Annotated in this window: 18 protein-coding genes; 4 read left to right on the forward strand and 14 right to left on the reverse strand. The window is 48.7% G+C overall.

The genetic code is table 11. The features are described 5' to 3' along the window. Window positions 1-37 precede the first annotated feature (37 nt). The 14 genes from aroB to SMSP2_RS05635 form a co-directional block, all read right to left on the reverse strand. Window positions 38-1,072: a 3-dehydroquinate synthase gene (gene aroB / locus SMSP2_RS05570; RefSeq protein WP_146683007.1), complete on the reverse strand. Its 1,035-nt coding sequence runs from the start codon at window positions 1,070-1,072 to the stop codon at window positions 38-40. A 16-nt stretch (window positions 1,073-1,088) separates the two neighbouring features. Beyond that, on the reverse strand, window positions 1,089-1,358 hold the full coding sequence (locus SMSP2_RS05575) for a nucleotidyltransferase domain-containing protein (RefSeq protein WP_146683008.1): 270 nt from the start codon (window positions 1,356-1,358) through the stop codon (window positions 1,089-1,091). 28 nt (window positions 1,359-1,386) lie between these two features. Beyond that, window positions 1,387-2,229: a 3-deoxy-7-phosphoheptulonate synthase gene (aroF, locus tag SMSP2_RS05580; protein WP_146683009.1), complete on the reverse strand. Its 843-nt coding sequence runs from the start codon at window positions 2,227-2,229 to the stop codon at window positions 1,387-1,389. A 106-nt stretch (window positions 2,230-2,335) separates the two neighbouring features. Continuing rightward, window positions 2,336-3,136: a tryptophan synthase subunit alpha gene (gene trpA, locus SMSP2_RS05585; protein ID WP_146683010.1), complete on the reverse strand. Its 801-nt coding sequence runs from the start codon at window positions 3,134-3,136 to the stop codon at window positions 2,336-2,338. A gap of 20 nt (window positions 3,137-3,156) precedes the next feature. Then, window positions 3,157-4,356 (reverse strand): tryptophan synthase subunit beta, encoded by a 1,200-nt coding sequence (gene trpB / locus SMSP2_RS05590; protein ID WP_146684823.1) that lies wholly within the window; start codon window positions 4,354-4,356, stop codon window positions 3,157-3,159. Window positions 4,357-4,361: 5 nt separating this feature from the next. Next, a complete protein-coding gene (locus SMSP2_RS05595) occupies window positions 4,362-5,015 on the reverse strand; it encodes a phosphoribosylanthranilate isomerase (protein ID WP_146683011.1) in 654 nt (217 codons plus the stop codon). After that, entirely contained in the window at window positions 5,012-5,812 is an 801-nt protein-coding gene (trpC, locus tag SMSP2_RS05600) for an indole-3-glycerol phosphate synthase TrpC (protein WP_146683012.1), read from the reverse strand. The genes SMSP2_RS05595 and trpC overlap by 4 nt, the downstream gene beginning before the upstream one ends. 107 nt (window positions 5,813-5,919) lie before the next feature. Beyond that, complete coding sequence (gene trpD / locus SMSP2_RS05605; protein WP_146683013.1) at window positions 5,920-6,933, reverse strand: anthranilate phosphoribosyltransferase; 1,014 nt, start codon at window positions 6,931-6,933, stop codon at window positions 5,920-5,922. 99 nt (window positions 6,934-7,032) lie between these two features. Continuing rightward, window positions 7,033-7,608 carry an anthranilate synthase component II gene (locus tag SMSP2_RS05610; protein ID WP_146683014.1) on the reverse strand — a complete coding sequence of 192 codons (576 nt, stop codon included), beginning with the start codon at window positions 7,606-7,608 and terminating at the stop codon, window positions 7,033-7,035. A 28-nt stretch (window positions 7,609-7,636) separates the two neighbouring features. Further along, a complete protein-coding gene (locus tag SMSP2_RS05615) occupies window positions 7,637-9,121 on the reverse strand; it encodes an anthranilate synthase component I family protein (RefSeq protein ID WP_146683015.1) in 1,485 nt (494 codons plus the stop codon). 452 nt (window positions 9,122-9,573) lie between these two features. Further along, the gene (locus SMSP2_RS05620) at window positions 9,574-11,022 is read right to left on the reverse strand and encodes a 3-keto-alpha-glucoside-1,2-lyase-like domain-containing protein (protein ID WP_146683016.1); all 1,449 of its coding nucleotides are present in this window, start codon (window positions 11,020-11,022) and stop codon (window positions 9,574-9,576) included. A 22-nt stretch (window positions 11,023-11,044) separates the two neighbouring features. Further along, entirely contained in the window at window positions 11,045-13,075 is a 2,031-nt protein-coding gene (locus SMSP2_RS05625; RefSeq protein ID WP_146683017.1) for a sodium:solute symporter family transporter, read from the reverse strand. A gap of 54 nt (window positions 13,076-13,129) precedes the next feature. Further along, on the reverse strand, window positions 13,130-14,461 hold the full coding sequence (locus tag SMSP2_RS05630; protein ID WP_146683018.1) for a Gfo/Idh/MocA family oxidoreductase: 1,332 nt from the start codon (window positions 14,459-14,461) through the stop codon (window positions 13,130-13,132). Window positions 14,462-14,682: 221 nt separating this feature from the next. Beyond that, window positions 14,683-16,038, reverse strand: a complete 1,356-nt coding sequence (locus SMSP2_RS05635) for a cytosine permease (protein ID WP_146683019.1) — start codon at window positions 16,036-16,038, stop codon at window positions 14,683-14,685. Between the two features lie 440 nt (window positions 16,039-16,478). Here SMSP2_RS05635 and lepA point away from each other — a divergent pair, with 440 nt between their 5' ends. The 4 genes from lepA to panD all read left to right on the forward strand — a co-directional run bounded on the left by lepA (window position 16,479) and on the right by panD (window position 20,782). After that, window positions 16,479-18,275, forward strand: a complete 1,797-nt coding sequence (gene lepA, locus SMSP2_RS05640) for a translation elongation factor 4 (RefSeq protein ID WP_146683020.1) — start codon at window positions 16,479-16,481, stop codon at window positions 18,273-18,275. A 101-nt stretch (window positions 18,276-18,376) separates the two neighbouring features. Beyond that, entirely contained in the window at window positions 18,377-18,880 is a 504-nt protein-coding gene (locus SMSP2_RS05645; RefSeq protein WP_146683021.1) for a cupin domain-containing protein, read from the forward strand. A gap of 87 nt (window positions 18,881-18,967) precedes the next feature. Further along, complete coding sequence (locus SMSP2_RS05650) at window positions 18,968-20,257, forward strand: hypothetical protein (protein ID WP_146683022.1); 1,290 nt, start codon at window positions 18,968-18,970, stop codon at window positions 20,255-20,257. Window positions 20,258-20,425: 168 nt separating this feature from the next. Beyond that, entirely contained in the window at window positions 20,426-20,782 is a 357-nt protein-coding gene (panD, locus tag SMSP2_RS05655; RefSeq protein WP_146683023.1) for an aspartate 1-decarboxylase, read from the forward strand. Window positions 20,783-20,786 lie beyond the last annotated feature (4 nt).

Consider the following 20,786-nt stretch of genomic DNA (forward strand, 5'->3'; position numbering starts at 1 on the left):
ATCAGTCCGATACGACCGATACTGTTGCCTATATCACTCAAAATTCAAATCCGCGTATTATCTCCTGCAACCTCGCAATCGGGATGGGTTTTATAACAGCCTTTCCCAAATCCTCGAGCAGGATAAAATCTATCTCCCCGCCGTGGCGCTTTTTGTCGCCCGCTATCGCATCAGCCAGAACTGAGGCTTTTTCATGCAGTGACACCGGCAGGCCGGCAGTCTCGATTAAGCCTTTCAGCCGTTGATGTTTATCTTCGCAAAGCAGACCCATCTCTACTGAAAGCCTTGATGCGATGCACATACCCACGCTGACCGCCTGGCCGTGGGCAAGTTTACAGACCTTTTCTATAGCATGGGCGAATGTGTGGCCAAAGTTGAGTGTTTTTCTAAGCCCCGACTCCCGCTCGTCCTGGGCGACAACTTCAGCCTTAATTGAAACAGACTCATAAACCAGAGTCTCAACAGTACTTATATCACGTTTGAGCAGACCTCTCATGTTATCTTCGATATTCTCAAAATGCCTGGCGTCTCGTATCGCGCCGTGCTTGATCATCTCCGCAAGCCCGCAGCGATAGTCAGATTCTCTCAGCGTAGCCAGCGTGGAGACATCGCATACAACAAACCGCGGCTGGCTGAACACGCCGACAATATTTTTATAGCCATGAAAATTTACACCGTTTTTGCCGCCGACTGACGCGTCAATATTTGCCAGCAGTGTCGTAGAGATAAAGCCAAAATCAATGCCCCGCATATATGTTGACGCGGCGAATCCGGCTGTGTCGCAGACGATACCCCCGCCAACCGCCAGTATAAACCATGACCGGTCAGCGCCGCACTCGAGCAGCCCCGAATATATCTTTTCAAGCCCGCCAAGTGTCTTATTCTCCTCGCCCGGTACCGTCGTAATAACCGGACAATCGGGGAATCTCTCCGCGTATATCCCGGCAACGTTTGAATCGGTTATGATAACCGCCGGCTTATCCTCCGGCACAAACCGCGAGAAATCGCCGCCGAAATCACCGACAAGAACCCGGCTACCACCGCTTTGAGCATGTACAGTCAATTCTTTCATCTATAATTCTTTGCGGTCAACCATAAATAACAGTCCCTGTGTGTTTTATCAGGCGATTAAACTTTGAATCCTTTTTTAGATCAATAAGATCAACCGGTTTATCAACAGCAAACATTAAATCAGCATAAAAATTAAAAAAATCTTTATCCGCGACACCTTCTACCGCAAGATCAATGTCGTTTGCCTTAACATTAGGAATTTGCGAGGAACCAAAAAGTAAAACTTTTTCCACGTGATATTTTTCGCACACTCCCAATATGGCTTGTTTTTCATGATCGCTTATCATATTAAACCTTTAATTGAGATTAAAGTTTCTACTCCTGTTCCACAGCAGCAGGGAGTTTTTTTATCTCTGCCATACATTCGTTTAACTTGTTTATCCTTGCCATCATACGCTTGAACATTGGAATACTCAGTGCCTGGGCTTTATCGCACATTGCCTCTTCGGGCTTGCAATGCACCTCGACGGTGATCCCGTCCGCGCCGGCAGCGAAGGCCGCCAGACTCATCGGCTCAATCATGGACAAAAGTCCCGTAGCGTGCGAAGGATCAACGATTATCGGCAGATGCGAGAGCTCGAGAACCGCCTGTACAGCGCTTAAATCAAGCGTGTTGCGTGTGTACGTCTCGAACGTCCTGATGCCGCGTTCACACAGAATAACGTCCTTGTTGCCCTCTGCGAGTATATACTCGGCGCAGTAGAGCCATTCATTGATTGTTGAGTGCATTCCCCGTTTGAGCAGCACCGGCTTGTTCGCCCTGCCGACTTCCTTAAGCAGCGAAAAGTTCTGCATGTTGCGTGTGCCGACCTGCAATATGTCGGCATATTCACATACCCAGGAGACATCACGCGGGTCTAAAACCTCGGTCACGACGGGCAGGCCCGTCTCACGTGAAGCTGTTCGGAGAATCTTGAGTCCCTCGAGCCCGAGCCCCTGGAATGCATACGGCGAAGTACGCGGCTTAAAAGCTCCGCCGCGGAGCATTGTAGCGCCGCCCTCTTTTACGCCGATGGCTGTTTCTACGGTCTGTTTTTCACTCTCTACACTGCACGGACCGGCTATAACCGTTAAATCCTGCCCGATTTTTGTGCCGCCCACCTCGATGATGGTTTTATGCTCGGGTGACTGTTTTTGGCATAATTTTAAATCTTTCATGATATTCTCGTTTATTTATTCAAAAGTTTTCAATTCAGTATCATTTTATCTAATTTTAACCTGTTGTCTTGTAATATTTTGCTTAATTTTCATTAAACAGCGGCGGTCAATATCGGTCCAGTGCCCCTCGAAAACCACGCACAAAATCGCCCATGATTTTCGGCAAATCGGGATTGTCGGGATTTTTCTCGATCACCTTTTCGAATGCGCTGCCAATTACTATCCCGTCAGCATGGCCGGCCATGGCAAAAGCATCCTCAGGCGTGGAGATTCCAAAACCAACGCACAGCGGCAAATCTGTCTGCCGGCGGATCCTGTCAACATATCTGCCGACGCCGTCAATATCTATGCCGCCGGTGCCGGTAACTCCGGTACGTGATATCAGATACAGGAACCCTCTCGAGGCAGTCGAAATCAGCTTCACCCGCTCGTCGTATGTTGTCGGAGCAATAAGGTGAATGACTACAAGCTCATTGCCGGGCCATTTATCGGTCAGCTCGCCGGCCTCTTCGGGCGGCAAATCAACAATCAGCACGCCGTCAGCGCCCGCCGCGGTAGCATCCTCGTAAAACCTTTCTCCGTAAGCTATTATCGGATTGTAATAGCTGAACAGCACCACCGGCACATCCGCGTCATACGAGCGAATATCGCGGACAATATCAAAGCACACACCCATATTGACACCCGCCGCGAGTGCCCGGCTGCTGGAACGCTGGATAACAGGCCCGTCTGCCGTCGGATCGGAGAACGGAACACCAAGCTCCAAAACATCAAGCCCGCCGGCGATCATCTCACGAATCAGCTTCTTAGACATCTCAACAGACGGATCGCCTGCCGAGATAAAGCCGACTAAAGCCTTGCGGCCGTTTTTCTTATATTCTGCAAATCGTTTTTCAATCCTGTTCATAGTAAAATCCGTATATTCTTTTATTTTGTGGTTTTTCCAATTATTGCAAGCGCATGCGCCAGGTCTTTATCTCCGCGGCCCGAAAGGTTTACAAGTATAACCTCGTCTTTGCTCCTGCTGCGGGCCTCTTTGAGAGCTGAGGCCAGAGCGTGTGAGCTTTCAAGAGCGGGGATAATCCCCTCAAAACGCGAAAGCATTTTGAACGCCTCTATCGCTTCATCATCTGTTACCGGCACATAACGAACGCGTCCAAGCTCTTTTAACAGAGAATGTTCGGGCCCTACGCCGGGATAATCTAATCCTGCCGAGACAGAGTATGCGTGTTTTATCTGACCGTCTTCGTCCTGGAGCAGATACGACTTTGAGCCGTGCAGGACACCGACCGTGCCCTTGCACAGCGGCGCCGCGTGTCTGCCGGTCTCGATACCCTCGCCTGCCGCCTCTACGCCGATCATCTCGACCTCATCACCGATAAACGGATAGAACAACCCCATCGCGTTGCTGCCGCCGCCGACACAGGCTACGAGCACATCGGGCAGCCTGCCGATAAGCTCTTTGATCTGCGTGCGTGCTTCGATGCCGATAATCTTCTGAAACTCACGAACCATCACCGGATACGGATGCGGGCCGGCAACCGTGCCGATAACATAAAACGTATCCTCTACCGCTTCGACCCAGTACCGCATCGCCTCGTTCATAGCGTCCTTGAGCGTACCGGTACCGCTGGAAACCGGCACAACCGTCGCGCCGAGAAGCCCCATACGCTGAACATTGGGCTGCTGCCGCTCGATATCCTCGACACCCATGAACACCTTGCACTCCATACCCATCAGCGCCGCGGTCGTAGCCGTCGCCACACCGTGCTGGCCGGCGCCGGTCTCGGCGATAACCCGGTTTTTGCCCATGTATTTGGCGAGCAGTGTCTGGCCGACTGTGTTGTTTATCTTGTGTGCGCCGGAATGGGCTAAGTCCTCACGTTTAAGGTATATCTGAGCGCCGCCGATATGCTCCGAGAGCCTGCCGGCATGATAAACGGGTGTAGGCCGGCCGACATAGTGCTTTAAAAGAGAGTTAAACTCCGCAAGAAATGACTTGTCGATGATATATTTTTCAAATGCCGCCGCCGCTTCTATCAGTGCGGGCATAAGCGTCTCGCCGACATAGATGCCGCCGAACTCGCCGAAATGGCCCCGCTGATCAGGGTAGTTGTAGTCAAACATTCCGTTCATATTAAAATTCTCCTCAAAGGAACATTTATTTTCAAATTTTTTGCGCTGTTTATAAATTTTTCAACAAGTTTTATATCTTTTATCCCCGGGCCTATCTCGAGGCTGCTCGAAGCGTCCACGCCGTCCGGCAGTGCCGCCTCACACGCCCGAGCCAGATTGTCCGGCCCAAGCCCGCCGGCAAGCAGAACCGCCCTTTTGCGGAACCGCTCTGGGATATGATAATTCCAGACCGTACCGTTGCCGCCGGGCAATTCGCCTTTTGAGCCTTCGATCAGATAAACATCCGCCGGATAATCAACCAAAGGCAGTGAATCGGGACGGAAAAATTTTATCACCTTTATGCCGGCACCCATTATTTCCCGGGCATCTTCGGCAGGTTCATTGCCGTGCAGCTGAACAGCCGCGAGTTTGAGATTCTGTGCGGTTTTTATAATCTTCGCCGGTGTCTCATTGACAAACACTCCCACACACGGCACTGGAGCCGCCGCATTAGCAATACGCCTGGCCAGCGATACATCCACATTTCGCGGGCTTGGCGGATAGAAAACGAGCCCGATCGCATCGGCTCCCGCCGCAGCGGTCAGCTCTGCCTGCCGCGGATGTGTTATGCCGCATATCTTCACAAAAAGTTTGTCGCTATTTCCTGTCATTTGACTCCCCGCAGTTCTCTTATAAACGCCGCCGGAACAGCCGAGCGGACAATACTCTCGCCGACAAGAAAGCAGTTCACTCCGCGTTCGAGATAGAAATCTATATCGGTACGTGCAAATATCCCGCTCGCAGCGACGGCAATACAATCGCCAGGCAGCTCTTTAGAAACCTGAGCAGCCACCTTAATATCTGTGTCGAAAGTCTTCAGGTCGCGGTTGTTTATGCCGACAATTTTAGCGCCGGCATTCAGGGCCTTTTCTGTCTCTGCTGCCTGGTGTACCTCAACGAGTGAATCCATACCCAGAGATTCTGTAAGCTGGATAAGGTCTTTTAAAAGCGGCCCTTCCAGGACGCGGACTATCAGCAGCAGGGCATTGGCGCCCATCATCTTCGACTCGTACACCTGATACTGGTCAAAGATGAAATCCTTTCGTAAAAGCGGTACATCAACCGCGCCGCGGACATCAGCGAAGTCCCTGGCACTGCCTTTGAAGAATTCGCTCTCTGTCAGTACCGAAATTGCCGCCGCACCGCCGCGTACGTATGAAAGGGCTGTTTTTTCCGGCTCAAGCTCAGGGCAGATATCACCCTTTGACGGCGATGCACGTTTTATTTCGGCAATAATCCGAACGCTGTCTTTTGCCGCGAGGCAGTCATAAAAACTGCTGCCCACCGCCGGCATTACAGATGCCATATCCTTTATTGCTTCCAGAGGCATGACAGCTTTCTGCGTCGCGACCTGTGCCCGGCGAGAGGCCATTATTGTTTCAAGTATGTTTTTTTCTCTGCTGCTCAATTTCTAATACCTGTATAAATCACAAATTGCCAGATTTCAGATTTCAAATTATATTTGACAGGATTTCTATTAATCTTGTCTATCTTGTTAATCCCGTCTATTAACTCTTAATTCTCCTGTGTATATCTTATTAACGCATCGAGTTTTGCCGCGGCGTTTCCTGTATCGATGGCTTCTTCTGCTAATTTAACGCCTTGGCTGATATTCTCTGCCTTGCCGGCGGCGGAGATCGCGGCTGCGGCGTTTATTACAACGACATTTCTCGCCGGGCCCTTTCTGCCGGAGTAAATATCCTTGATTATTTTAGCGTTTTCCGGTGCCTCTCCGCCTTTCAGGTCATCAAGGTCTGCCGCTTCGCCGAAAAACTGTTCTGGTAGAAGCTCGTAAGTCTTTACCATTCCATCTTTAAGCTCGCTGATGCGTGTCGCGTCACAAACGCTTATCTCGTCAAGCCCATCATGGCCGTGTACCACCGCGGCACTTCTGCAGCCGAGCAGTTTGAGTGCCTCGGCGAACATCTCTGTCAACTGCGGCGCGAACACACCGAGCACCTGATAATTTGCGCCGGCAGGGTTGGTCAGCGGCCCAAGCATATTAAAGATACTCCGTATGCCAAGCTCTTTACGGACGGGCATGGCGTATTTCATCGCGCCGTGAAACTTCGGGGCAAACATAAAGCCGATGCCGATCTCGTTTATCGCATCTTCTACCAGCTCCGGTTCCATTTCGAGGTTTACGCCCAGCTCCTCGAGCACATCAGCACTGCCGCATTTGCTGGAAATCGAGCGGTTGCCGTGCTTTGCGACGGTTATTCCTGCACCGGCAACGACAAACGCCGCCGCTGTCGAGATATTGAACGTGCCCGAAGCGTCTCCGCCGGTACCGCAGGTATCAACCACTACCGGCGAGATGACCTGGATCCGATGCGCCTTGCTCCGCATGGCACGTGCAGCGCCGGCAAGCTCGGCGAATGTCTCACCCTTGGTGCTCAGTGAGCTGATCAGGGCGGCGATCATTACCGGCGAGACCTCACCGGAAAGAATCGCCGATAGCATTTCAGCGGATTCTGTCTGGGTAAGGTCAGTTCTTGATGTTATCTTTTTCAAAAGCTCGTTTATCATTTTTATATGCTCAAATTTAAGATTTAAGATTTCAGATTTCAGATTTCAGATTGAGAAAATTCGTGAATTTTCTCTACACTATTGCCTTTTGCCTAATGCCTATTGCTTATCTATAATCTTCAAATAGTTTCTCAGTATCTTCATTCCCAGCGGGGTCATTATGGATTCAGGGTGAAACTGAATGCCCTCGATGGCAAATTCCTTGTGCCGGATGGCCATAATCTCGCCATCGTCGCTCTGGGCACTGACGGTGAAAACCTCCGGCAGCGTATCCCGCTCGGCAACAAGCGAATGGTACCGCATGGCCTGAAACGGTTTCTTAAAAGATTCGAAAACTCCCTGGGAGTCTGTAGTTATCTCAGAAGTCTTGCCGTGCATAATGCGTTTTGCACGGACGATTTTTCCGCCGAACGCCTGGGCAATCGCCTGGTGCCCCAGACATACGCCGAGAATCGCCGCCCTGCCGGCAAAATGTTTGATAACCTCCAGCGAGATTCCCGCACTGTCGGGATTGCCCGGCCCGGGTGAAATGACAATTCCCTCGGGCGAAAGAGCCTCGATCTCTTCGATTGTGGTCTGATCGTTGCGTTTTACGACAACCTCGCGTTCGAGCTTTCGCAGATACTGCACAAGGTTATATGTAAACGAATCGTAATTATCCAGCATAAATATCATAATTATATTCCAATTCTACGTTTATAGTTTACTGGTTTTTCCTCAAAAGCTCAAGTGCCTTCTGGACGGAGCCGGCCTTGTTCACTGTTTCTGTATATTCACTTTCCGGCACGGAGTCATACACTATCCCTGCGCCGGCCTGCACGGTGAGTTTTCCGTCTTCAATGCTTGCTGTTCGTATCGTGATGGCGAAATCCATATTCCCGCTGAAGCAGAAATACCCCACGCCGCCGCCGTAGGGCCCGCGGGGAGTGTCCTCCATTTCGGCGATTATCTCCATCGCCCGCACCTTGGGAGCGCCGGAGAGGGTGCCTGCGGGGAAGCTGCACCCGAACAGGTCAAAAGAATCGTAACCGTCTTCTATGTCACATGTTACATTTGACACCAGATGCATCACATGTGAATACCGCTCGACTACCATCAAATCCGTTACCTGCACAGTGCCGGTTTTTGCGACGCGGCCGAGATCATTGCGGCCCAGGTCAACCAGCATTATATGCTCAGCCCGCTCTTTTTCATCACGGAGAAGCTCATCAGCCAGCCGCCGGTCTTCCTGTTCGCTGCCTCCGCGCTGGCGTGTGCCGGCGATAGGCCGCAGGCTCGCCGTGCGGTTCTCAACACGCACCATTGTCTCGGGCGAAGAACCGATAAGCACCGTGCCGCCAAGATGAATAAAGTACATATATGGTGATGGATTTATGTAACGCTGTGCCTGATATAAAGATATAACGTCTTTGGGAGCGTCGCTGACAAACGGCTGGGAGATAACGCACTGTATAATTTCGCCCGCTTTGATTTGCTCTTTTACATATTCAACACGCTCTATAAATGTGTCTTTTTCGACAAGCGGTTTTAAAGTCATATCAGATTTGCCCTGTATCGGTGTGGAGTATTTATCCCTGCTCTCAATGGCGCTGAGCGTGTCTTTGAGCCTTTCTTCCGCGAAGTGGTACAGCGTGTCCACATCTTCATTTGCATCTTTGAATGCGAGTGAAACAACTGTCATCGTCTTGCGGATATTATCGAATATAATAACCGTCTCAGGTATCATAAAGCTCGCCAGCGGCTTATCTTCGGGCAATTTATTGATTATCTTCGGCTCAAAAAAACTAACGGCTTCATAGGTAAAATACCCGATAAGCCCGCCCCAGAACCGCGGCAGCTCGGGAATCTGCGCGGGTTTATATCCCTTCATAATCTCCCGCAGTGTTTCAAGCGGTTTGCCGCCGTGCGGGATGGTCTTCATCCGGCCGTTTTCGTTAATGACGACTGAATCTCGGTAAACCTGCACCGTCGCCCTGGCAGAGATACCCAGAAAGCTGTACCGCGACCATCTTTCTCCGCCTTCAACACTCTCAAGCAGACATACAGGCCCCCTGCCGCGGTAAAACCGCTTGAGCAGCGATACCGGTGTCTCTGTATCCGCCAGCACCTCAGCACAAACGGGTATCACATTCGCGTTTTCAGCAAGCTCTCTAAATCTATTACATTCTGGAAACGTCTGTAAAAGCATAACTTATGTTCCTGTTTTTTTCTTTATAAGACAGGATTACCCGTCACTTGTTTCACTATATAACCTGTTTTAAAAACAAGTGACGGGTTAATCATGTCTATTTTATTTATCTCAAATTTCAATTTGAGAAAATTCGTGAATTTTCTCTACATAAGGGTCAATATTCCAACAAAAAAGGCCGCCAGGTTATCTGCCTGCGGCCTCTATCTTTAAAACAAAAAAAAGACCGCAAACCTCAAGGGGCTTACGGCCTTATGCGTTCAGTAATTAAAACTGCAATCCAACCGTTACCGCCCCTGAGCGATACCAATAACGCCAGTTAAAGCCAAAATAAAAGTTGTTTGCAGCAAATTTAATCATTTGTATTTTCAGTATAAATTAAGTTTTAAATTTCTATCTACAGGTTACTATAAACAGAAACCAGTGTAAGTCAAATAAGAAAATAATTTTTTTTATTTATTCAGCGGCAGAATCTTTATATTGCGGAAACTGATTTCCTGGCCGTGGTCTTGGAATATCAGGTAGCCTTCTCTGGGCAGGTCTTTGAACGCTGTTTCCTTGAATTTGTTTTCGCTGCCGTCGGGGTTTTTGCCGGCCTCGCTCCAGAGGTCAAGATTCATCTCGGTAACAGTTTTCCCGTTGAGAATAACGTTTATTCTGTTATCAATCGCGTATATTGTCATTCTGTTCCACCGGCCGGGCTCATTTACCGCTATCTGGGCAGGCTCAAGCAGGTCAAATATGCCGCCGCAATCGTGTTTATCCGGTGTGTCTTTTCCGTATGAGTCGAGGATCTGCACTTCTATCCAGGGAGTCCAGTTATAATTCTGTGTACGAAGCAGGACACCGCTGTTTGAACCTTTCTCTGTTTTGAAGCCGAAATCGAGGACAAAATCAGCGTATTTCTCTTTTGTGCATATATCCCCGCCGCCAAGACGTTTGATAACTCCCATTTCATATTCCCATTTGGCATCTTTGTTTTTATAAGCCGCGTTTGAAAGGTCCGGCTCGAAAACATACTGCCAGCCGCTGGAATTGATCTGCGAGGCCTTCTTGTTGAAATACTGTATGCACTCATAAACATCCGGCACAGAGTTTTCCCAGTTATGCTCATATTCAATGGAGAAAACGCCCTTGAAACCCTGGCTGTTCAGAGTCTCAAGAACCTCGTCAACTTTACAGACACCATTGCCCCAATGGACATCGTGAGCTTTTCTCACGCCGAACTCGTTTATATCCTTGAAGTGCATGGAAATTATGCGTCCCTCAAGCATCTTAACTGCCTCTACAGGGTCAACTCCGCTGCGGCACCAATGTCCAATATCAGCACAGGCTCCGATATACTCGCTGCGGCCTTTGCACGCCTCGAGAACAGCCTCCGGGTTCCAGTATCTGCTCGGCTGGGGATGGTTATGTATTGCCACGTTTATGTCGTATTCTTTACATAACTCATCGATTTTGTCCAGGCACTCCTGCGGGGGTTCAGAGACAATTGTCTCAATGCCCATGTTCCTTGCAAATTCAAAAACCTTGCGGTTGGCCTGCTCGTCTTCTCCAAGGCCTACCACGCCGAAATTCACCAGCCGGATCCCCGCCGAATCGAGCTTTTCTTTGACTGCCCTTCGCTGCGGAGGAGTCATATCCACATTGGTTTTGGCATCGCCGAATTCTTCGCAGATTTTCTGGCCCGGATACATCTCTATCCAGTCAAGACCAAGCTGGGCTGCTTTGTCAACAGCCTCATAGAAGGTAAAAAGTCTGAACGTGTAAGCCTGTGTGCCAAGCCGCCAGCCTTCATAAAATTCCGTTGATGGATGCCCTGCGGCTATACAATCGCCGCCAAGGCACAAACCTGTTGATAATACCATAAGTGTCACCATTATAATTAAAGTTCGTTTCATAGTTACCTCACATTGTTTTAATTTATTTACATATCCCAATAGGACTGAAAACTATATAGAATATAAGAGTAATTATAATTATCGCAACTCCAAAAATCTTTGCCGTTTTGGAAGTTGTCAGCTCTATCTGCGTATTTTGTCTGAAGACAATTGGTTCTTTGAGAGGCTTTATAACTGTCATAATAGCCATAATCAGCAGACAAAGTCCCAAACATATCGCCATACGGTTGAGGAAATTCAGCCCCGGTACATAAAGTTTTAAAATTCCGTAAGCGGCGATGTTAGTCAGCAGGCCCACAACCCCGACAAACGCCGGTGCCCTGTGAATCAGCAGTCCGAAAACAAACACCGCCAGGATACCCGGTGATATAAACCCCTGGCTTTCCTGTATGATGGTAAATATGCTGTTGCTGATCTTAGGGTTGCCAAGCTGAGGGGCCAAAGCTATCGCCACCAGCGAGAATACAACGACACAGCACCTGCCAACCATGACAAGTGTTTTCTGCTCTGCCGTCTTGCCTATATACTTGTGGAATATATCCATGGAAAATATCGTCGATGCGGCGTTGAGCATTGCCGCCAGAGAGCTGACAACAGCACCGAGAAGCGCAGCCAGCACAAAACCGACTAAACCCGTGTTTTGAGGCAGGACATTGCCCAGCAGCTGAGCGAAAGCCGTGTCATATTTGTAGGCAACAAATTTCTCTGTAGATATGCCTGTGCCGCCGGTCTGGGCTGATTCCTGGACATTCATGTTATACGGCCCCAGCTCGCCTGCCAGAATTGGGTAGGTGCTGGCCCACGACTGATCATCGCTTTTGAATACGGTGTACTCATCGACAGTTATCTGCTCATAATCAGTTTTGGTCAGCGGCAGTATATACGGAGAGTTTAACTCTGTTTGAGCAAGAACGTCTTCACTGTCAAAAACAGCAATCATCATTCTATCTGAGCCCCACTGCTGAATCTGCTCATTTGAGGGATTCTCGATTCGTTCGAGAAAATCAGTTGAGGGGTTGGCCTTGTAGTATTTTACCATAACAGCGACATTATCGTGCACCGCCTCGAGCTGCATATCTTTGGAATACAGATTAAATGCAATGATACCCGGGACAACTATTACAAAGGGAACCAGCAGCTTCATAAACGCTGAGAACACGATACCCTTCTGCCCTTGAGCAAGCGAAGCCGAGCCGAGTGTTCTTTGCGTTATGTACTGGTTTAGCCCCCAGTAATAGAAGTTCGGTATCCACAGCCCCAGCAGCAGCGCCGTCCAGGGCAGTGTCCTGTCGTTTCTTGGCAGAAACATATTCATGCGGGCCTTGTTCAGCTCCCAGAACCGCTCTATCGATGACTGTGACTGGGCAAAGGACTTATAGACAACCTCGCCGGTGCCGGCATCAGATACCGCCGCGGCCTCATCGGCATTGCCAAGGGCAGCAAAAGCGAATATCATGATAACAGCTCCGCCAAGTATCAGGGCGCTGCCCTGAATTAAATCTGCCCAGGCGCAGGCCTTAAGCCCGCCTGCCGCCACGTAAACCATTGCTATAACGCCTATAACAACAGAACCGCTAAGCAGAGAAACGTCATAGCCCATCTTGCCGGCAAGCGTCCTGATGGTTAGTGCACCGGAATAGGTTACAGCTCCAAGCAGCAGCATATAAATGAACATCGTCGCTACCGCCATTATCAGCCTTGCGGCGCTGTTGTACCTGTATTCCAAAAACTCGGGCATGGTATAGATTCCGGCCCGCAGAAAATACGGCAGGAAACAGAATCCGACAATGACCAGCGTCACAGCCGCCATCCATTCATAACTGGCAATAGCAAGGCCGATGTGGCTGGCCGCATTTCCGCTCATGCCGACAAACTGCTCGGTAGAGATATTCGCCGCGATAAGAGAGAACCCTATCAGCCACCAGCTAAGGCCGCGTCCGGCGAGAAAATAGTCTTCGCTTGTAGATTCATTGCGGCTTTTTACTATGCCGATAGAGATTACCGCAACAACAAAAACCACAAATACCAAAATATCTATCGGGCCAAAAATCATACCGCGTCTCTCCAGTTAAAGTTAATTTCCGAATTTTCAGCTTATTGGATAATATTACAGGCTCCAGCCTTCTCTGTATTCCTTATGAACGAGCTTTGAGGCTTCCTGGTTATTGGTAAATTTAAGATTCTTTGAATCCCAAATCAGTTTATCGCCTCTGAATCTCGGCGCCAGGTTGCCCAGCAGCACCATCTCGGAAAGCGGGCCTGAAGCCTCAAAATTCGAACACGGAACGTGGCTTGAATCAACAATGCCGCGAACCCAGTCAATCTGTGGAGAAGGGTTAACACGCGGTATTGTCTTCTCCGGCCGCTCATAAGCCTGCATGTCGGTTTCCGGTATCAGCCTCGGGCTTGAGCCGTAACAGCCGCACCCCAGGATACCTTTGTCACCTATGAACAGCACACCGTTGTCTCCAATTCTGCGTGCAAGTTCCATAGTCTCAGGCCGCATCGGCAGCAGACCGCCGTCGTACCAGTGAACAACGACCTCGGGCATATCGCCGCGTTTGGGGAACGTGTAATGAACAATCGAAGCCGCCGGACCGGAAATCTCGTTATACCTTGAAGAGCTCGCCTCGACCGACTTGGGAGAACCAAGTTTCAGGGCTTCAAACACTGGATCAATCACATGGCAGCCCATGTCGCCAAGAGCGCCTGTGCCGTAGTCCCAGAAACCACGCCACTTGAAAGGGTGTATCTCCGGCGAATACTGTACAGCAGGAGCCGGCCCAAGCCACAGATCCCACTTTATGTGATCAGGCAGCGCCGGAGGTTTTTCTGAAAGTTTTACATATTCGCCCTGCGGCCATATCGGTCTGTCAGTCCAGGTGTGAACTTCGCGGATGTCGCCGACTGCGCCGTCCCAGATCCATTCACATACCAGACGGATACCCTCGCCGCAGTGGCCCTGGTTGCCCATCTGTGTTTTAACGCCGTGCTTGCGTGCAAGCTCGGTGAGGTAACGGGATTCATAGACCGTGTGCGTAAGAGGCTTCTGAACACAGACATGTTTGCCGCGTTTGATAGCTTCTGCGGCGATGACGGCATGGGTATGGTCAGGAGTCGAGATTATAACACCATCTATTTCTTTATCCATCTCGTCAAACATTATCCGCCAGTCATGATATTTCCTGGCTTTGGGAAAACTCTTAATAGTTTCTGACGCCCGTTCAAAATCTATGTCACATATCGCCACAATGTTGCTCTCTTGCGAAGCAGATTTTGTATCACTCTTTCCTTTTCCGCCCGCGCCGACAATGGCGATATTAGGCCGGTTGTTGGCGGATGGTTGACCATTTGCTCCGAGAACATGTTTGGGCACAAAAGTAAACGCACCCAATGCCGCGGAGCTTTTCACGAAATTACGCCTTGATATTTTAGCCATAATTTACCTTTCTAAACGGCCTCTGCGGCCATTTTAAATATAAAATGTATAATATAAATTATTTCAAAGGAACAATAAATCGCTGTTAAATGACGATTTATTGTTCTTGACTCTCAACTTTGAAAACTATGTCTTTTATATTTATCTCGAATCTGAAATTTCAAATCCCAGATTTCAAAATGAGAAAATTCGTGAATTTTCTCTACACTAGCGCCTCATGCCTAATTCTCGAGCGGCACAGTTTTCGGCTCACATCCCATGCCCGCGGCAAGCAGATATACTGCAAAGCCTACAATAAACGACATAAGCGTTTCCAGACCGTAAGCGAATCCGATTCCGGGAATTACGCCCAGTATTCCTACAACAAAACCGCACGCCCAGGCGATATATCCTGCCCAGTTGACGCCTTCGCGGGGTCCGTTCCAGCCGCGGCTGCGGATATAATCAGCGAACATAGCTCCAAGTATCGGCCCAAACGAAGCACCGATTATGCCGAAAAAGCCAACCAGATTTGCCGCCAGACCTGTTGCCGCCAGCACTACACCTATGCCTCCGGAAACCAGCGTCATAGGCTTTGAGGGTATTTTGGGGAACATTGTCGCAAAGGCGTTAGCCGCCAAAAACGCGCAAAAGCCTGTCGGGCATACGCACGCTATTACAAATACCCAGTACATGATTTTTGATAATCCGCTTACAGTTCCGATGGACTCTATAAATGCCGCAAACGTTCCGCTGCCGGCATGAACAGCCAGCTCAGGGTTGTTGCCGATTGCGCCGGCCATGGTCATAATACCAAAGATACCGGCAACCAGAGCTGCAATCGTGATGCCGACAAGACCGCCCATAACAACATCTTTTTCACTGCGGCTGTTGCATGTAAAATCAGCTCCCGCTGCACCGGCGGTAGCAAAGAAGCCCGCGGCAGACTGAAACGCCGCGAATGCCGCTATACCCATCACGGGAACGGCACTTCCGAATGAGTTAAATCCTGACATTACATCGGAAAACTTTGATATACCATCAAGATTAGAAAAGCCGGCTATTATAATAACAATAAGCGGCGCCAGCGGCACCCAGCTTGAAATCGCTCCGAGCAGGCCTATGCCGGTTGCCCCGACAAATGCGAGGATCAGACCCCACACGGCCGCGACTATCCAGAAAAGCAGGCTGCCCGCTTCGGCGTTACTGCCGATGGCTTTCATGAAAAAACTCGTCGCTGTGAAGGTAAAAACTGCGTGCCAACCGATCTGAAGAACACCCATCAACAGCCCCGGCATCAGGATTCCGCCTTTGGTGCCGAATGTGGATGAGCCCACAACATAAAGCGGCATTCCGGTCTTAAAACCAAGAATTCCAGGCACATAATAGATGAGAAAACAAAACAGCGAGCCCAGGATCAGGCCTATTACCGCCGCGTTTACGCTGCCGTAGGCAAGAGCGCCGGCCATACCCGCCATAAAGGGTACTGAGATGAATATGCCCGCATACGACGGTGCGGTATTCTTGTACCACGGTGCGCGGTTCTCCATCGAGTTGGGTGAGGCTTCTTTAAGATAGGATGGTAATACGTTGCTCATAATCAGTCTCCACAATTTAATAAACACCTTTTATAAATGCACTTACAAACATTTTAAATTAACTGTACAGCTTCCTGTTAAAAACCGAAGCCACTAAATAAAATACACCTGTATTAACAATCGGTTTCTGCATTTCAATTTTACGCACTAAACATTATTAAACAAGTATAAAGTTTTGCAATTAGTTTTTTATCTTTTCTGGGCTTGACATAACTGTCGCCGCAGATGTCTTTGATACAGTTGTCATAATACCGGTTTGCGGAAACCGCTTTTCCTGCCATATCACTGGTTGAAATATTTCATCAATTTAATCCATTTCATATTGACTCCTGAATAAGATTTTATCAGGCGTTTAGCATATTGCATTTATATTTTTTACGGATATAATAAAATATTAGATACAGAAACGGAATTATTCAGGAATAAAATTGTAAAAACCTATGGGAACAGAACATATACGTAATTTTTCTATCGTGGCACACATTGACCACGGCAAAAGCACAATCGCTGACCGGTTGCTGCTGATGACAGGGTCTGTAACAGAGCGAGAATTTCACCAGCAGCTGCTTGACAGCATGGATCTGGAACGTGAACGCGGCATAACAATCAAAGCCTCCGCGGTTACTATGGACTATGTCCATGAAGGCCAAAAATACATGATAAACTTCATTGACACCCCGGGACATGTGGACTTTCACTATGAAGTATCCCGTGCCCTGGCGGCGTGTGAAGGCGCACTGCTTGTGGTTGATTCATCTCAAGGTGTTGAGGCACAAACTGTTGCCAATGCATACCTTGCAGTAGAAGCCGGCCTTGAGATAATACCGGTGCTCAACAAGGTTGACCTGCCGGCGGCACAGCCGGAAGTCGCCGCCGAAGAGGTTGAAACAATACTCGGTTTCAGTCATGACGAATGCTATATGGTAAGTGCAAAATCCGGCCTGGGCATGAAAGAGCTGCTTACTGCTATTGTCGAAAAACTCCCGGCCCCGCTGGACAGAAGCAATGAAGCCCTGAGGGCTCTTATTTTTGACAGTCATTTCGACGGCTACCGCGGCGTTATATGTTATGTGAGGGTTGTTTCCGGCGAGCTGAAAACCGGCCAGAAGATAATGCTTATGGGCTCAAACCGCAACTATAATGTTACTGAGCTGGGCAAGTTTAAGCCGCAAATGGTCGCTGTTGATTCACTGGGAACAGGCGAAGTGGGTTACCTTATCGCCAACATCAAGAGCCTTGCAGATGTCACTGTCGGCGACACAATTACAGACGATGCCAATCCCGCTGATACCCCGCTGCCCGGCTACAATCCCCCGATGCAGATGGTTTTTTCTGACTTTTATCCCGCCGACACGGGTGATTATCCAAAAATGAAAGCGGCATTCGAGAAACTGGCGCTGAACGACTCAAGTTTCTCGTTTACACCTCAGAACTCCCCTGCTTTGGGTTTTGGCTTCCGTTGCGGTTTTCTGGGGCTTTTGCACATGGAAATAATACAGGAACGTCTTGAGCGTGAAAACGACATCGGTGTTGTTCAGACCGCCCCAACTGTAAGCTATGAAATATTAACTACTTCCGGCGAGGTAATGCGGATTGACTCGCCCAGCCAGATGCCGGATCCCTCACTGGTTGCAGAATTTCGTGAGCCCATTGTACGCCTTGAGATTATAATGCCTAAAGAAAGCATAGGCGCGGTTATGCAGCTTACTGAACAGAGGCGATGCAAGCTCAACAAAACCGAATATATCAGCCCTATCCGTGTCATGATGGAATTTCGGGCCCCGCTGGCAGAGATTGTTTACGACTTCTACGATGTACTCAAAGGTGCTACACACGGCTACGCGACAATGGATTACGAGCTGCTGGGTTTTGAAAAATCGAACCTGGTTAAGATTGATATTCTCGTGAACAAGGTCGCCGTTGACGCGCTCTCAATAATAGTCCACCGATCCAACGCCGAAGCACGCGGCAGGAGGCTGCTTATCAGACTCCGCAGAGCTATAAACCGCCACCAGTTCGAAATTCCGCTGCAGGTTGCCATCGGCGGCAAGATAATCGCCAGAGAAACTATTAAGGCCTTCCGAAAAGATGTTACATCTAAGCTCTACGGCGGAGACATCACACGTAAGATGAAAGTGCTCAAAAAGCAAAAAGAAGGCAAGAAGCGTATGAAGAGCGTCGGCTCGGTTCAGATCCCTCAGGAGGCATTTATGACGGTACTAAAAAACGAGGACTGATTTAGCGAAATTCAAATTCAGATGCAAAGCCGGGCTGTGCAGGCTGCCTGAGCAATGGCTGTTTTCAAGTGCTCGCCGCGGCTTTGCAGAAAGCAAACAACATGAATATTACCGCTAAGGATATCATTCAAAGATTCAAGCTCCAGGCCCACCCTGAAGGCGGATATTTCACTGAAACATACCGCAGCGGTTTGGCGTTTGATAATCCCGCGGTTAAAAACACATACAAGACGCAGCATTGCGCAGGCACCGCCATATACTACCTTTTGACATCCGGCACTTTTTCAGCAATGCACAGGGTTGCCAGTGATGAGATATTTCATTTCTATCTTGGGGATGCGGTAGAAATGCTCCAGCTTTTGCCTGACGGCAGCGGCAAAAATATCTCTATCGGCACAGACATCAATACCGGCCAACAGCCCCAGGTTCTTGTTCCGGCAGGCAGCTGGCAGGGATGCCGGCTTGCTGAGGGTGGAAAGTTCGCCCTGATGGGCTGCACCGTCGCTCCAGGCTTTGAATTTGAAGATTTTCAAATGGCAGACAGAGAACAGCTTATACGGAAATATCCCGATTTTAAAAAGGATATCCTTCAGCTCACAAAATAAGATAGCTTTTTTACATAATCATTTATATAATACATGTTTTGCCGGCGGATTGCCGGAAGTTGCAGCTTCTTTTAATAAGGAATAACAATGAAAAGGTATGTAACTGTCATAGCGATTACAGCAATATGCTGTGATGTTATCTTCGCGGCTCTGGAACCTCAGCTTAAATTGGTCTGGGAAAAAGAGTTCTCTTTTGAAGACGACAAAAGCTCCTGCATCTCGAAAGCGTGGTTAAACAAGCAAAACGTAATTGAATTTGCCGGGTTTTCTTTCATAACGAAAGAACCACAAAGCGGGTGCATATATACCGGAAGCATTGACCACGAGGGCGGGATTACAAAAAAACTCATCGGCAAGGCTCCAGATTACAAATTCTGGGCAAAGATGACGAGCAATTCTATTTTGGCTGTTTACAAATACAACGGCCGGCTGAAAATGGTGGGCGAATTCCGCCCGTCCAGGAGCAAAACAACAGAACCGCTCAAGCCGCTTCATGAGATCAAAGGCGTTATTCTATATGAAACGCCAAACTTCAAACCGACAGACTACGGAATTCGGACAACGGTTACTGATTCATACGTCTCGGATAACGGCATTTACTACTGCGGCATAAACCACCCCGGCGGCTGCGTTTTCAAGATGGACATGTATAACAAGCTCCGCTGGCTCAGAGAGATTGATTACAACCAGACATGCGCAGTTAACGACATGTCCGCTGTGGAGAATGAAGGTATTTACATAGTCGGCATATCCGGTGAATCAGAATCGAAATTCGGTTTAAAATCCCCCGCAGATATTTTTGTCCGCAAATATGATTTCGACGGCAACTTTAAAGGTGAATACACATTCGAAACTGGCCTGGGCACATTCAACTTTCCTGTTATTTCAGCCGCCAAATCAGGAGCTGCAATCTCATACCTTGATACGGAACCAGTCACGTCAGAAAAAGGAAACAATCAACAAACACAGCAAACATGCCCCGGTAACGGGGTAAAATTCACCGGCGAGGGAATGTCACTGTGCCAGAAAATAACCATGTTAGACACAAGCCTCAAACACAAATGGACGGCCAGGGTCACCGACACTGAAAACGCAATGATTGAGAATAAAACTGTTCTCGGCTCAAACTGTGTGTTTGGCTATACAGATATCATAGGCCAGAAAGATTCAACAATTCTCTCCGTTTACAGCCTGGAAGGAAACAGAATATGCAGCGAGAAGATCAATTTCATAGCAGCAACAGTTGAAATATTTGCCATTACCGATTCAAATAACACTCAAAGCTGCATCCTCCTCGGGAAAGGCATACAAACTGATAAAACCGAGAAAACCATGACATTTACCATAAAAGCCGCCAGGATAGAACTAATCGAATGAGGCTGAAGGCACTTGACAGATTTACGGGAAAGAGTGCGGCTTTTTTTATTGCCACAAAAAAACCATCTAAATAAGCGGTATTAACCGGCTTTTTGCTTGAACAACAGGCAATCTCTATTGTATAATATTTTGTTTAGTATATTTTGATAAATAAGGAATGATTTAAACATGCTTGTAAAAGCGCTTAAAGCAAAAATACACAGGGCAACTGTAACAGATGCTGAATTGAACTACCCGGGCAGCGTAGCGATCGACACAAACCTGTTAAAGGCATCTGGAATAAGACCTTACGAAGAGGTTCTGCTTGCCAATATAAATAACGGCGAACGGGTGGAAACCTATGTTGTGCCGGCCCCTGAGGGTAGTGGGCGAATTGGCATTTTGGGTGCGGCGGCACGGAAATTTGAGCCGGGTGATATTGTGATTATCATAAACTTCGGCTATTACAGCCCTGAGGAAATGGAAAAACACAAACCCGTAGTGGTTGTAGCTGATGACAAAAACGGCATAGCAAAAACTATGTAAACTG

This window comes from Limihaloglobus sulfuriphilus (assembly GCF_001999965.1).
In the GTDB taxonomy this organism is placed as follows: domain Bacteria; phylum Planctomycetota; class Phycisphaerae; order Sedimentisphaerales; family Sedimentisphaeraceae; genus Limihaloglobus; species Limihaloglobus sulfuriphilus.